12 protein-coding genes are annotated in these 13,906 nt (G+C 60.4%); 11 read left to right on the top strand and 1 reads right to left on the bottom strand.

Annotated features, from left to right (window positions below; genetic code table 11):
* The 11 genes from folK to AC3I65_RS03585 all read left to right on the top strand — a co-directional run bounded on the left by folK (position 1) and on the right by AC3I65_RS03585 (position 13,040).
* Positions 1-486 carry a 2-amino-4-hydroxy-6-hydroxymethyldihydropteridine diphosphokinase gene (folK, locus tag AC3I65_RS03635; RefSeq protein ID WP_173407392.1) on the top strand — a complete coding sequence of 162 codons (486 nt, stop codon included), beginning with the start codon at positions 1-3 and terminating at the stop codon, positions 484-486.
* A gap of 402 nt (positions 487-888) precedes the next feature.
* Positions 889-1,689 carry a 3-methyl-2-oxobutanoate hydroxymethyltransferase gene (panB, locus tag AC3I65_RS03630; protein WP_188252336.1) on the top strand — a complete coding sequence of 267 codons (801 nt, stop codon included), beginning with the start codon at positions 889-891 and terminating at the stop codon, positions 1,687-1,689.
* Complete coding sequence (panC, locus tag AC3I65_RS03625) at positions 1,686-2,546, top strand: pantoate--beta-alanine ligase (protein ID WP_047229850.1); 861 nt, start codon at positions 1,686-1,688, stop codon at positions 2,544-2,546. The genes panB and panC overlap by 4 nt, the downstream gene beginning before the upstream one ends.
* A 108-nt stretch (positions 2,547-2,654) precedes the next feature.
* Positions 2,655-2,957, top strand: coding sequence for an IS3 family transposase (locus tag AC3I65_RS03620; RefSeq protein WP_047230570.1), 303 nt, complete (start codon positions 2,655-2,657; stop codon positions 2,955-2,957).
* Complete coding sequence (locus tag AC3I65_RS03615; protein ID WP_047230569.1) at positions 2,954-3,790, top strand: IS3 family transposase; 837 nt, start codon at positions 2,954-2,956, stop codon at positions 3,788-3,790. The genes AC3I65_RS03620 and AC3I65_RS03615 overlap by 4 nt, the downstream gene beginning before the upstream one ends.
* 243 nt (positions 3,791-4,033) lie before the next feature.
* The gene (panD, locus tag AC3I65_RS03610; protein WP_047229851.1) at positions 4,034-4,414 is read left to right on the top strand and encodes an aspartate 1-decarboxylase; all 381 of its coding nucleotides are present in this window, start codon (positions 4,034-4,036) and stop codon (positions 4,412-4,414) included.
* 316 nt (positions 4,415-4,730) lie between these two features.
* Positions 4,731-6,395, top strand: a complete 1,665-nt coding sequence (pgi, locus tag AC3I65_RS03605; RefSeq protein WP_076386350.1) for a glucose-6-phosphate isomerase — start codon at positions 4,731-4,733, stop codon at positions 6,393-6,395.
* 205 nt (positions 6,396-6,600) lie between these two features.
* Entirely contained in the window at positions 6,601-8,538 is a 1,938-nt protein-coding gene (gene acs / locus AC3I65_RS03600) for an acetate--CoA ligase (protein ID WP_047229853.1), read from the top strand.
* Between the two features lie 134 nt (positions 8,539-8,672).
* Complete coding sequence (locus AC3I65_RS03595) at positions 8,673-9,689, top strand: class I SAM-dependent rRNA methyltransferase (protein ID WP_488523460.1); 1,017 nt, start codon at positions 8,673-8,675, stop codon at positions 9,687-9,689.
* A gap of 119 nt (positions 9,690-9,808) precedes the next feature.
* A complete protein-coding gene (locus tag AC3I65_RS03590) occupies positions 9,809-12,742 on the top strand; it encodes a DUF748 domain-containing protein (protein ID WP_047229855.1) in 2,934 nt (977 codons plus the stop codon).
* A gap of 1 nt (position 12,743) precedes the next feature.
* Positions 12,744-13,040, top strand: a complete 297-nt coding sequence (locus AC3I65_RS03585; protein ID WP_047229856.1) for a DUF2845 domain-containing protein — start codon at positions 12,744-12,746, stop codon at positions 13,038-13,040.
* Positions 13,041-13,362: 322 nt separating this feature from the next.
* On the opposite strand, the gene AC3I65_RS03580 is transcribed toward AC3I65_RS03585, so the two are convergent.
* Positions 13,363-13,716, bottom strand: coding sequence for a BON domain-containing protein (locus AC3I65_RS03580; RefSeq protein WP_047229857.1), 354 nt, complete (start codon positions 13,714-13,716; stop codon positions 13,363-13,365).
* Positions 13,717-13,906: the final 190 nt, after the last annotated feature.

The raw sequence follows: 13,906 nt of genomic DNA, 5'->3' as shown, positions 1-13,906 counted from the left end.
ATGGAGCGCATCTACATCGGCATGGGCAGCAACCTCGCCGAGCCCGCCGAACAATTGCGCAGCGCTGTCCAGGCGCTGGCGCAACTGCCCGACACGCAACTGGCGGGCGTGTCAGCGTTCTACCAGAGCGACTCCCTGCTGCCCGGCCAGCCACGCTACACCAATGCGGTCGCGGCGCTGGACAGTCGCCTGGCGCCGCTGGACCTGCTCGATGCGCTGCAAGCCATCGAAACCGGGCAAGGTCGCGAACGCCTGGAGCGCTGGGGTCCGCGCACCCTGGACCTGGACATTCTCCTGTTCGGCGATCGCCTGATCGACGAGCCCCGCCTGAAAGTCCCTCACTACCACATGCACGCCCGGGCCTTCGTACTCTATCCCCTCGCAGAACTGGCACCCGCCGACCTGCGCCTGGCCGATGGAAGGCTGCTCAAGGACCTGCTTGCAGCGTGCCCGTTTGTCGGCCTGGAACGCTTGCCCTCCAACTGACGTAGATAGCCTGTGGGAGCGAGCCTGCTCGCGACAGCGGTGATTGAACCAATGCAAATGTCGACTGACACACCGCAACCGCGTGCAGGCTCGCTCCCACAAGATTCGGACCCTACAGTCACTTTCGAGACTCTCCCCCACGCTGAAACGCATCAGTAACCCCGGTAACACCCGGCGGTAACACATCCAATTGACTTCCCGGGTACTCCTCACGACTATAGGCGTCCCGTCGCCGCCAACGCGGCGCTAAAGGGCGCAATCCAGGCCTTACAAGCACCACGCATAGAGGGTGCGCCTGTATAAATGACGAATCATGCGCGTTACTCGCAGTAGTTCAAGGAGGTGTTCTCAGTCAGGGAAACCGATTGAGAACATCCCCTGGCGCCTAATGAGGACTTTTTCATGCCAGCTATTACCCTGACCACGCTGCAAGGTCTCAAGCAAAAAGGTGAAAAAATCACCATGCTGACCTGCTATGACGCAACCTTCGCCCACGCCTGCAATGAGGCCGGTGTCGAAGTGCTGCTGGTGGGCGATTCCCTCGGCATGGTGCTGCAAGGTCACGACAGCACGCTGCCGGTGACCACCGCCGAGATGGCCTATCACGTGGCCGCCGTCAAACGCGGTAACACCGATGCACTGATCCTTGCCGACCTGCCATTCATGGCCTACGCCACCCTCGAACAAACCATGACCAACAGCGCCATGCTGATGCAGGCCGGCGCCCACATGGTGAAAGTAGAAGGCGCGTTGTGGCTGGCCGATTCCATTCGCCTGCTGGCCGAACGCGGCATCCCGGTGTGCGCACACCTGGGCTTGACGCCCCAAGCGGTGAACATCCTCGGTGGCTACAAGGTTCAGGGCCGCAATGAAAACCAGGCCCGTCAGATGCGCGCCGATGCGATCGCGCTGGAGCAGGCGGGTGCCGCGATGTTGCTGCTCGAATGCGTGCCCAGCGAACTGGCGGAGGAAATCACCCAGGCGGTGAAGATCCCGGTCATCGGCATCGGCGCCGGCAGCGCCACCGACGGCCAGGTACTGGTGCTGCATGACATGCTCGGCTTGTCGATCACCGGTCGCGTACCCAAGTTCGTGAAGAACTTCATGGCCGGGCAAGCGACCATCCAGGCCGCCCTGGGCGCCTACGTTACCGAAGTCAAAGCGGCGACCTTCCCTGGCGTCGAGCACGGATTTTCTGCATGAACACCGTCAAAACCGTACGCGAACTGCGGGCCGCCGTGGCCCGCGCCCGCAGCGAAGGCAAACGCATTGCTTTCGTGCCGACCATGGGCAACCTGCACAGCGGCCATATGGCGCTGATCACCAAAGCGGCGCAGCGGGCCGACTTCGTGGTGGCGAGCATTTTCGTCAACCCGCTGCAATTCGGTGCCGGCGAAGACCTGGACAAATACCCGCGCACTTTGGCTGCCGATCAGGAAAAACTGCTCCAGGCCGGCTGCCATCTGCTGTTCGCTCCAACCGTCGAAGAGATGTACCCCGACGGCATGGCCGGACAGACCCGGGTCAGTGTCCCGCAACTGTCCGAAGGCCTGTGCGGCGCCAGCCGTCCGGGGCATTTCGAGGGCGTGGCAACGGTGGTCAGCAAACTGTTCAACATGGTCCAGCCTGACCTTGCGGTGTTCGGCCAGAAGGACTTCCAGCAACTGGCGGTGATCCGCGCGCTGGTCCATGACCTGAACATGCCGATTCAGATCATCGGTGAGCCGACCGTTCGCGCCGAAGATGGTCTGGCGCTGTCGTCACGCAACGGCTTCCTCAGCCCTGAACAACGCGCGGTGGCACCCGTGGTCTATCGCAGCCTGAGCCAGATTGCCGAGGCGATCAGGCTGGGGCGGCGGGATTTCCCGGTGCTGGTGGCCGAGCAGGTCAAGCAACTGGAAACTGCCGGCTTGCGTCCTGATTATCTGGAAGTCCGCCACGCCCGTACCTTGCGTCCGGCCACGGCCGAGGATCGTGATCTGGTGATTCTGGTTGCCGCTTTCCTGGGCACCACCCGGTTGATCGATAACCTGCACCTGGACCTCGACGCACTCGCCTGAACACCCTAGCCCAATGGGGGCCTTGTGGGAGCCAGGCTGAACTGGCCTAATGATTTTGGACACTTCAATCGGGCGCTATGATGGCGCCCAAATCTGAGGTGTTTGGATATGCGCAAATCTTATTCCAGTGAGTTCAAGCTCAAGGCTGCCAGCATGGTGCTGGACGAGGGCCAGTCCGTTCCCGAAGTCTGTGCCAGCCTGGATATTGGCCCTACCGCCTTGCGCCGTTGGGTCGACCAGGTTCGCAAAGAGCGCTTGGGTTCGACCCCCGAGGGGGCTAAGGCGATTACCGCCGATCAGCGAGAGATTCAGCAGCTCAAAGCGTTGCTCAGGCAAAAAGACCTGGACATTGAAATCCTAAAAAAGGCCAGTGCTCTCCTGCTTTTGGACTCCAAAGATCATTCTCGTTGATCAACGAGCTGGACGAGCAGTACGGCGTTAACAATTGCTGTCGGGCGTTTGGGGTCAACCGCAGCAGCTTTTACGCCTGGCGTCAGCGCCAAGGCAAGGTGAAGCCTGAGCGGGAGAAACTCAAAGCCGTGCTGGTCGAGCATCACAAGGAATCCAGAGCATCCGCCGGGTCTCGCACCCTTTCCAAGGAACTGCAAGCAAAGGGGCATCGTGTCGGGCGACATCTGGCTCGCAGTTTGATGCGCGAAGCCGGTGTTGCCAGTCATCAGCGGCGGCGGCACAAGTACAAATCTTCCGGCGTGGAAGCGCTGGTAGCGCCGCATGTGCTCAAGCGCAAGTTTGATGTCACGGCGATCAACCAGGTGTGGTGTGGAGATGTGACGTACATCAAGGTGGGTAAGCGCTGGATGTATTTCGCGGCAGTGTTGGATTTGTTTGCTCGCCGGATCGTGGGGTGGTCGTTTTCAATGATTTCCGATGCCACGCTGACCTGCGAAGCGTTGCGAATGGCGGTTCAATTGCGAGGCTGTCCAAAAGAGGTGCTGTTTCATTCTGACCAAGGTTGCCAATACACCAGCCACAAATTCAGGAATGAGATGCGCAAGCATGGACTCCTGCACAGCATGAGTCGTAAAGGTGAGTGCTGGGACAACGCCCCGATGGAGCGTTTCTTTGGGAGCCTGAAATCAGAGTGGGTGCCAGACGATGGCTACAGCTCGGAGCATGAAGCCCGCGTGGATGTGCAACGTTATGTGATGCGATACAACAACGTCAGGCTCCATAGCTACAACGACTACCGGTCGCCGGTAGCCATGGAGAAACTGGCGGCGTGAAACCTTAACTGGTGTCCAGAATTACTTGACCAGTTCAGGCTTGCTCGCGATAGCAGTCTAAAAGTCGACATATGTGTTGAATTTGACGGCGTCATCGCGAGCAAGCTTTGCTCCCACAGCCTTCGCTTCCACAAGGGATAGACGGTGTTTTACAGACTGCATTCTCACATCTCTTGTGTATTGCTGCCTCCAGAGCCTTCGGGCAAACTGCCCGCCGTTCGGACCCGACCAGAGGAAACATTCATGCACGCCATCATGCTCAAGGCCAAGCTGCACCGCGCCGAAGTCACTCACGCCGTGCTCGACTACGAAGGCTCCTGCGCCATTGATGGTGAGTGGCTGGACCTGTCGGGTATCCGCGAATACGAACAGATCCAGATCTACAACGTCGACAACGGTGAACGCTTCACCACCTATGCAATCCGTGGCGAAGAAGGCTCGCGAATGATTTCGGTCAACGGCGCTGCGGCGCACAAGGCCAAGGTGGGTGACCGGGTGATCATCTGCGCCTACGCCCATTACAGCGAAGCCGAACTGGCCAACTTCAAGCCCCGCATGCTGTACATGGCCCCGGGCAACGAACTGAGCCACACCAGCAATGCCATCCCGGTTCAGGTCGCCTGACCGAACCCTGTGCCGCTCCCTCGGTGTGCAAGCTTGGGGAGCACGCTTAGCTCCCACAGCGGGCATTCCCCAGAATAGGGACTTTGTGCCAGGGAACATCGCCGCGCTTCCGTCTGTCGGACCAATCCCGCCCCTGTTGTATAAAAAAGTACCGGGAAACGGTCTGACAAAGCCAAGACAGATCGCAACGCGAGGTTTACTGTAGTCGCCCTGTGCCCATAGATCGTGTCGACGCAGTTGTCCGGACGCCCCCAGAGGCCATGCCGGAATTTTTAGTGTACAAAAGGTCGTTCAAGTAAAAAGGAAACCCGCAGCGATGGCGTATTACCGAACCCCTCACGACGTGACCGCTCTGCCTGCCTGGCAAGCGCTGAATGACCACCGCAAAGCCATGCAGGATTTCAGCATGCGCGAAGCGTTCCATGCCGATCCGCAGCGTTTCAATCAATTCACTCTGTCGAGCTGCGGCCTGTTTCTCGACTACTCAAAGAACCTGATCAACGCCCAGACCCGTGACCTGCTGGTGTGCCTGGCCAATGAAGTCGACCTCAAGGGCGCGATCAAGGCGCTGTTCGAAGGCGAAATCGTCAATGCCTCCGAGAGCCGCCCGGCCCTGCATACCGCGCTGCGCCGCCCTGTGGGCGATAAACTGCTGGTGAACGGCACCGACGTCATGCCCGACGTACACAAGGTGTTGAACCAGATCACTGATCTGGTGGGGCGCATCCATGACGGCCTGTGGCGCGGCTACACCGAGAAACCGATTACCGACGTGGTGAACATCGGCATCGGTGGCTCTTTCCTCGGCCCGGAACTGGTCTCCGAAGCGCTGCTGTCTTACGCGCAAAAAGGCGTGCGCTGTCACTACCTGGCGAACATCGACGGCAGCGAGTTCCATGAACTGACCATGAAGTTGCGCGCCGAGACCACGCTGTTCATCGTCTCGTCGAAATCCTTCAACACCCTCGAAACCCTGAAGAACGCCCAGGCTGCCCGTGCCTGGTACCTGGCCCAGGGCGGTTCCGAAGCCGAGCTGTACCGCCACTTCATCGCCGTATCGAGCAATAACGCCGCCGCCGTGGCCTTCGGCATCCGCGAAGAAAACATCTTCCCGATGTGGGATTGGGTCGGCGGGCGCTACTCGCTGTGGTCGGCCATCGGCTTGCCGATCGCCCTGGCCATCGGCATGTCGAACTTCAAGGAATTGCTCTCCGGCGCCTATTCCATGGACCAGCATTTCCAGAGCGCGCCGTTCGAACAGAACATGCCGGTACTGCTGGCGCTGCTGGGCGTGTGGTACGGCAACTTCTGGGGCGCGCAAAGCCACGCGATCCTGCCGTACGACCACTACCTGCGCAACATCACCAAGCACTTGCAGCAACTGGACATGGAATCCAACGGCAAGAGTGTGCGCCAGGACGGCACGCCGGTGTCTACCGACACAGGTCCTGTGATCTGGGGCGGCGTCGGTTGCAATGGTCAGCACGCCTACCACCAGTTGCTGCACCAGGGCACCCAATTGATCCCGGCAGACTTCATCGTGCCGATCGTCAGCTTCAACCCGGTTTCCGATCACCACCAGTGGCTGTACGCCAACTGCCTGTCCCAGAGCCAGGCACTGATGCTGGGCAAGACCCGCGCCGAAGCCGAAGCGGAACTGCGTGACAAAGGTGCGAGCGAAGAAGACGTGCAGAAACTGGCCTCCCACAAGGTGATCCCGGGCAACCGTCCGAGCAACACCTTGGTGGTCGAACGCATCAGCCCACGTCGCCTTGGCGCATTGGTAGCGCTGTATGAACATAAAGTGTTCGTGCAAAGCGTGGTCTGGGGTATCAACGCGTTCGACCAATGGGGCGTGGAGCTGGGCAAGGAATTGGGCAAGGGCGTCTACAACCGTCTGGTGGGCAGCGAAGAAAGCGCGGCCGAAGACCCTTCGACCCAGGGCTTGATCAACTACTTCCGCGGGCGTCATCGCGGCTGATCCTCAAGTAGTTATCAAGGCCCGCGTTACCTTTGTGGGAGCGAGCCTGCTCGCGATGGCGGTGGATCAGTTGACACAGATGTTGACTGACACAGCGCCATCGCGAGCAGGCTCGCTCCCACAGTTGATTTGTACATGACTTGAACCCTCCGGCTACTCGGCGCATCTTTATGACTTGTCGCAAAAACAAGAATAAGGAACCGTCATGTTCGATATCAGCCAGTACCCCCAAGCCGATGCCGTCCGCCGGGCTGCGCAACTGAGTCAGGACGAGTACACGCGGCTCTACAAAGAATCCATCGAACATCCCAGCGCTTTCTGGGGCGAGCAGGCCACGCGCTTTCTCGACTGGATGACGCCTTGGCAAACCGTCCAGCGCTATGACCTCAAGATCGGCGACGCCACCTGGTTCGCCGGGGGCAAGCTGAACGTCAGCGCCAACTGCATCGACCGCCACCTGGAGACACGTGGCGACCAGACGGCGATCATCTGGGAAGGCGACAACCCCGCCGAATCGGCAGAAATCACCTACAAAAAACTTCATCACCATGTTTGCCGCCTGGCCAACGTGCTGAAAAGCCGCGGCGTGAAGAAAGGCGATCGGGTCTGCATCTACATGCCGATGATCCCTGAAGCGGCCTACGCCATGCTTGCCTGCACACGGATTGGCGCGGTGCACTCGGTGGTGTTCGGCGGTTTTTCACCGGACTCGCTGCGCGACCGGATTCTCGACGCCGATTGCCGCACCGTGATCACAGCCGACGAAGGCGTGCGCGGCGGACGATTCATACCGCTCAAACGCAACGTCGATAAGGCCCTGGAAAGTTGCCCGAACGTCAGCACCGTGCTGGTGGTCGAGCGCACCCAGGGCGAAGTGGCATGGGTCGAAGGCCGCGACCTGTGGTACCACCAGGCCATGCACGACATGAGCGACGATTGCCCGCCGGAACCGATGGACGCCGAGGACCCGCTGTTCATCCTCTACACCTCCGGCAGCACCGGCAAGCCCAAGGGCGTACTGCACACCACCGGTGGTTATCTGCTGCAAGCGGCGATGACGTTCAAGTACGTGCTCGATTACCGCGACAACGAAGTGTTCTGGTGCACCGCCGACGTCGGCTGGGTCACCGGTCACAGTTACATCGTCTACGGCCCGCTAGCCAACGGCGCCACCACGCTGATCTTCGAAGGCGTACCGAGCTACCCCAGCAGTTCGCGCTTCTGGCAGGTGATCGACAAACATCAAGTCAATATTTTCTACACGGCCCCGACTGCCCTGCGAGCGCTGATGCGCGAAGGTGCCGGACCGTTGCAGGAAACGTCGCGCAAAAGCCTGCGATTGCTCGGCAGCGTCGGTGAGCCGATCAACCCGGAAGCGTGGGAATGGTACTTCAACGTGGTCGGCGAACAGCGCTGCCCGATTGTCGACACCTGGTGGCAGACCGAGACCGGCGGCATCATGCTCAGCCCGCTGGTGAGTGCGCCGCGGCTCAAGCCGGGCTGTGCCACCCGACCGATGTTTGGCGTGCAACCGGTGTTGCTGGATGAAACCGGCAAGGAAATCCATGGCGCCGGCAGCGGTGTGCTGGCGATCAAGGCGAGCTGGCCGGGGCAGATTCGCAGCGTTTATGGCGACCACTCCCGCATGGTCGACACCTATTTCAAGCCCTACCCCGGCTATTACTTCACCGGCGACGGCGCCCGTCGAGACGAAGATGGCGATTACTGGATCACCGGGCGCATCGACGATGTGATCAACGTCTCCGGTCACCGCATCGGCACTGCCGAAATAGAAAGTGCCTTGGTGCTGCACGACAACATCGCCGAAGCGGCAGTGGTCGGTTACCCCCACGACCTCAAAGGCCAGGGCATCTACGCTTTCGTCACGCCGATGGACGGAATCGAGGCCAACGACGCGTTGAAAAAGGAATTGCTGGACCACGTCAGCAAGGAGATCGGCAGCTTCGCCAAACCGGAACTGATCCAGTGGGCGCCGGCACTGCCCAAGACCCGCTCGGGCAAGATCATGCGGCGCATCCTGCGCAAGATTGCCTGCAACGAGCTCGACAGCCTCGGTGATACCTCGACCCTGGCCGATCCAAGCGTGGTGGAGGGGCTGATCGACAAGCGCCTTAATCGCTGAGCGAATGACTCGGTTCCCCTGAGGCATCGAGTCCTTGCGTCGCTGGACTGTGGGAGCACAGCTTGCTCCCACAAATCCCCTCGCCACAGAAACTGCTAAACTCCCGCGCCTCATTTCCTTAAGGCGCGCCCGGCATGTCTTCCTTGAATCAGGCGCTGCGCGCCGCCCTCGATCAGCGTCAGGACCTGCTCAGCCAATTGCACCAGCAAGGCACCGATTGCTATCGCTTGTTCCATGGCAGCCAGGAAGGCGCCCCTGGCCTGACGGTCGACCGCTACGGCCCGCAATTGCTGGTGCAAAGTTTCCATCAGTCACTGGAACGCGATGCCTTGCTGCAATTGCACGGTATCGTCAACGAGTGCCTGGGCCTGGACACCCTGCTGGTCTACAACGATCGCGCCCGGGGCAATTCGCGCGTCGACCGCCAGGACACCGTTTACCAGGCTGACGAAACCGCCCTGCAAGACCTCGTCGGCCATGAATGGGGTCTGAACTACCGCGTGCGCGGGCGCCATGCCGGGCAGGATCCATTGCTGTTTCTCGACCTGCGCAACGCCCGGGGCTGGGTCAAGGAACACAGCCGTCACAAAAGCGTGCTGAACCTGTTCGCCTACACCTGCGGCGTCGGCCTGAGCGCCGCGGCCGGTGGCGCGCGCGAGGTGTGCAACCTGGACTTTGCCGAAGGCAACCTGGCGGTGGGGCGCGAGAACGGTTTGCTCAACCCTGATCTGCCGCCCATGGATTTCGTGCAATCGGATTACTTCCCGGCCATCCGCCAACTGGCCGGCCTGCCCATCAGTCAGCGACGCGGGCAGAAGCTGCCAGGTTATGTGCGCCTGGAGCAACGCCAGTACGACCTGGTGCTGCTCGACCCGCCCGCCTGGGCCAAGAGCGCGTTCGGCACTGTCGACCTCTTGCGCGATTACCAGAGCCTGCTCAAGCCGGCGCTGCTCACCACCGCTGAAAATGGCGTGCTGATCTGTTGCAACAACCTGGCAAAAGTCTCCATGGACGACTGGCGCGAGCAGGTGCTGCGCTGCGCGGAAAAGGCCGGCCGCCCGGTGCGCGAATGGAAAATACTGACACCCGGCAGCGATTTCCCCTCGCGGGACCAGCAGCCGCCACTCAAGACGTTGATCCTTCAGCTCTGAACCAGCGGTTCAACTCCTACGCCGAAAACGGACAAATCTGATAAATCACAGTGGCTTCGGAACCGTAAACGCATGCCATACTCCAAGGCACTCCGAATTCACACCAGATGAAGCCGCACATGCCCAAAGGATTGATTCGCGCTTTCGGCGCCCTGTTGACCGTACTGGCCCTCTACAGCCTGCTGGGTTTTCTGATATTACCCGGTGTCGCCTTGCGGATCGCCAATCAACAACTGGCCGACCATGCAACGGTGCCAGCCCAGATTCAGCGTATCGAGCTCAATCCCTTCAGCCTCGAAGTCACGCTTTGGGGCCTGAATGTCGGCGAACCGGGCAAGGAGCAGGTCGCCTTCGAACGGCTGTACACCAACCTGCAGCTCGACAGCCTCTGGTCCGGCGCCCTGCACCTGACCGATATCGAGCTGGACAAGCCCAAGACCGAGATCATGTTCGCCAAGGACGGTCAGTTGAACCTGTTGGGCCTGTTCAAGCTGCCGGCCAGCGAACCCACCCCGGCCGACCCCGACGCCAAGCCGTTTCCCCTGCGAATCGACCGGATCAAACTGGCCGGCGGTTACCTGCATTTTCAGGACCTGCGTCCCAGCGAGCCCATCGAGTTTCTGTACGACACCCTTGATTTCGAGCTCAAGAACCTCAGCACACTGCCCGATGACAACGCCGACATGACCCTGGTGGCCGTCAGCCCTCAAGGCGGCCGGGTCGACTGGACCGGCAACTTCAGCCTCACGCCGATCGCCTCCGAGGGCAAGATCAAAGTCACCGACGGCCAGATGAAAGTCTGGTGGCCCTACGTACGCGACGCGGTACCGCTGGTGCTGGAAAACGGCGTGCTGAACCTGAGTACCGACTACAAGCTCAACCTGGCCAAGGGCACCGAACTGCTGCTCAACAACGTGGCCGTCAGCGTGGCCCCCTTCTCCATCAAGGCGCCGGATGGCCGTCCATTGGCGAAGCTCGAACGCCTGGATGTGAGTGATACAACCGTCGACCTGGCCAAGCAACAAGTCATCGTCGGCAAGATCCGCAGCCAGAAGCTGGAAACCTGGGCCGCGCGCGAGGCGGATGGGCAACTGGACTGGCAAAAACTCTTCGCCAGTCAGCCGGCCAAACCGCAGGTCAAGGTCGAACCGGCGTCGGCCCCGGCAGCCGCCGATTCGCCCGAGCCTGCCCCCCAGGCACCGAGCAAGCCCTGGCAGGTGCTGTTGAAGGACGTGCAACTGCGCAATTACCAGGTGCACCTGGCCGACCGTCAGGCGCAGCCGGCGGTGGCCCTGGAGGTCGGCCCGCTGAACCTCGACCTGCAGAACTACGACACCCTCAACGGCTCACCCTTTACCCTCAAGCTGGATACCGGGATAGGCAAACAGGGCAAGATCCTGGCTGACGGCGAGGTCAACCTGAACCCGATCACCGCCCGGCTCAAGGTCAAGACCCAGGACATCGACCTGCGGGTCGCCCAGGCCTACATCAACCCGTTCATTCGCCTGGAACTGCGCTCCGGGATGCTCGGCAGCGACCTGGCGGTGGACCTCAAGAGCACCGAGCCACTGGCATTCGCCGTCACCGGTCGCGCCCAGGTCGATCAACTGCACACCCTCGATACCCTCAGGACCCGGGACTTCATCAAGTGGAAACAGTTGGTGCTCGAAGGGCTCAACTATCAGCACGGCGACAGCCTATCGATCGACAAGGTCAACCTGTACCAGCCTTACGCGCGATTCATGATCAACCCAGACCGCACCACCAACGTCGATGACCTGCTGATCCCGCAACCGGCCGACAGTGGTACGAACAACAGCCCGGCAAAACCGGCATCCCAGGAGAAACCGCTGGGCATCCACGTCGGCGGCATTGCCATCAACGATGGCTCGGCCAACTTCGCCGACTTCAGCCTGACGCCGAACTTCGCCACGGCCATCCAGCAGCTCAACGGCCAGATCGGCACCATCGACAGCCGCCAGGCCAAGCCGGCCACCGTGGACATCAACGGCAAGGTCGACCGCTACGCGCCTGTCACCATCAAAGGGGCGCTCAACCCCTTCGACCCGATGGCCAGCCTCGACATCGCCACCAGTTTCAAACGGGTCGAACTGACGACCCTGACACCCTATTCCGGCAAATTCGCCGGCTATCGCATCCGCAAGGGCCGACTCAACCTCGACCTGCACTACCGGATCACCAAAGGCAAGTTGCTGGCCGACAACAAAGTGGTGGTCGAGCAACTGCAGTTGGGGGAAAAGGTCGACAGCCCGGACGCCGTGAGCCTGCCGCTCAAGCTGGCCGTCGCGCTGCTGAAGGATTCCGAAGGCAGGATTTCCATCGAGCTGCCGGTTTCCGGCGACCTCAATGACCCGCAATTCAGCGTGATGCCGATTGTCTGGCAAACCCTGCGCAACCTAGTGGTACGGGCGGCCCAGGCGCCATTCAAACTCATCGGTGGGCTGGTGGCCGGGGGTGCCTCGCAAGACTTGGGCAGCGTGTCATTCGCCCCGGGCTCAAGCGAACTGAACCCGGACAACGAAGGCACGCTGCTCAAGTTGTCCGAAGCCCTCGGTAAACGTCCGGAGTTGCGCCTGGAGATCGAAGGCACCGCCGCCCAAAGCAGCGACGGTCCGCTGCTCGCCGCCCAGCGTCTGGAACGCGAATACCAGTACAACTACTACAAGATGCTGCAGCGCAGAGGCGACAAAGTCCCTGCCAAGGCCTCGCTGCTGGAGGTGCCCGAGGATGAAAAGGCACCGCTGCTCGAAGGCATCTATCGCACCCGTCTCAAGACCCAGCCACCGGTCGAATGGACGCAACTGGATAAAAAGGCGCGCACGGAAAAACTGCGCGAAGGCGTGATCTCGTTCTGGAGTGGCAACGAAGTGCTGTTGCGCCAGCTGGGACAGGAGCGCGCCAGCAGCATCAAGGATTTCCTGGTGGACAAAGGGCAATTGGCCGATGACCGTGTGTATTTCATCGACGCCAGCCTCGGTCAGGCCGAAAGCGACGGGCGCGTGATCACCCCCATGCATCTGGATGCCGAATAAGATGAAACGTCTGTACGGGCTTAGCCTGATCTTGCTGCTCGCCAGCGGCCAGACGTCGGCAGCCGATACATTGCGCTGTGGCAGCCAGTTGATCAGCGTCGGTGACCGCTCCAGCGAAGTCCTGCAAAAATGCGGGCAACCCGCGGCGCGGGATGACCTGGGCTACAAACGCAGCGTCAATCGCCGGGAAGAATACCCGGTGGAAGAATGGACCTACGGCCCCAACAGTGGCATGTACCAGTACCTGCGTTTCGAGGGGAATCGGTTGGTGCAGATCACCAGCAAGCGGGGGCGCTGAGCGGTTCTGTCATTCAGTTGAGATGGCGTGGGATGTGCTGCCGCCAATCGCGAGCAGGCTCCCTCCCACATTCGAACGCATCTTGCCGAAGAAGCTCGTCCACTGTGGGAGCGAGCCTGCTCGCGAAATCGGCCAGTCGATTTCCCAGATGGGTCCCTGAATACTTTTCCATTGCGCAATAGAACAGGCCCCCGGCACGAATGCCGGGGGCCTGTAATGGCCACTTCCGTGTGGCCTTCGCATGAACTCCAAAGCAACGGCAAACGTATGTCTCAGCCCGCTTGCCGTGCCTTCTCCCGGTCCAGGCGAGAAGCCTTGAGTCTTACTCGGATTTCAGGCCGTCAGCCGAAACGTCTCGGACGCCTTTGATTTTCTTGGTAATCGCCACGGCGGTGTCTTTTTGCGCGTCGGTCAGGACAGTAGTCGACGACAGCGACACTACGCCTTTATTGGTTTCTACCTTGATATCGGAACCTGGGATGCCTTTTTCAGTGACCAGATCGGCTTTGACCTTGGTGGTGATCCAGGTATCAGAAACATCTTCTTTGGCTTCTGTCACTTCACCAGCAGCCAGCATCATCGGAGCCTGAGTTGCTTGAGTGGTCTCGGCGAAAGCGCTAGCCATGGTCAGAGTCAGGGCGGTGGCAGCTGCGGCAGTGATAGCGAACTTCTTCATACGAGTAACTCCTGTTTTTCTCAAAAACTGCCGGAGGTGTTTCCCGGCAGGGTTATCAGGAGTAGTGCGAAGGCTGTGCCAGTTTTCACGAATTAATTAATTCTTTTAAAATCAACCAGTTAAGCGAAACGGCAATTTTCACAATCATGCAAAATGCATGGCCTGCTGATTTGGGACATGCAAGTTGCGG

It is taken from the genome of Pseudomonas sp. N-1-13, from assembly GCF_057787095.1.
This window is presented reverse-complemented; position numbering and strand designations above follow the sequence as displayed.

What these genes read in the sequence shown, in the direction of transcription:
- folK (WP_173407392.1), top strand. Translation starts at nt 1, where the DNA reads ATGGAGCGCATCTACATCGGCATGGGCAGCAACCTCGCCGAGCCCGCC.
- AC3I65_RS03595 (WP_488523460.1), top strand. Translation starts at nt 8,673, where the DNA reads ATGTCTTCCTTGAATCAGGCGCTGCGCGCCGCCCTCGATCAGCGTCAG.
- AC3I65_RS03585 (WP_047229856.1), top strand. Translation starts at nt 12,744, where the DNA reads ATGAAACGTCTGTACGGGCTTAGCCTGATCTTGCTGCTCGCCAGCGGC.
- AC3I65_RS03580 (WP_047229857.1), bottom strand. Translation starts at nt 13,716, where the DNA reads ATGAAGAAGTTCGCTATCACTGCCGCAGCTGCCACCGCCCTGACTCTG.
- acs (WP_047229853.1), top strand. Translation starts at nt 6,601, where the DNA reads ATGTTCGATATCAGCCAGTACCCCCAAGCCGATGCCGTCCGCCGGGCT.
- panD (WP_047229851.1), top strand. Translation starts at nt 4,034, where the DNA reads ATGCACGCCATCATGCTCAAGGCCAAGCTGCACCGCGCCGAAGTCACT.
- AC3I65_RS03620 (WP_047230570.1), top strand. Translation starts at nt 2,655, where the DNA reads ATGCGCAAATCTTATTCCAGTGAGTTCAAGCTCAAGGCTGCCAGCATG.
- AC3I65_RS03590 (WP_047229855.1), top strand. Translation starts at nt 9,809, where the DNA reads ATGCCCAAAGGATTGATTCGCGCTTTCGGCGCCCTGTTGACCGTACTG.
- panC (WP_047229850.1), top strand. Translation starts at nt 1,686, where the DNA reads ATGAACACCGTCAAAACCGTACGCGAACTGCGGGCCGCCGTGGCCCGC.
- panB (WP_188252336.1), top strand. Translation starts at nt 889, where the DNA reads ATGCCAGCTATTACCCTGACCACGCTGCAAGGTCTCAAGCAAAAAGGT.
- pgi (WP_076386350.1), top strand. Translation starts at nt 4,731, where the DNA reads ATGGCGTATTACCGAACCCCTCACGACGTGACCGCTCTGCCTGCCTGG.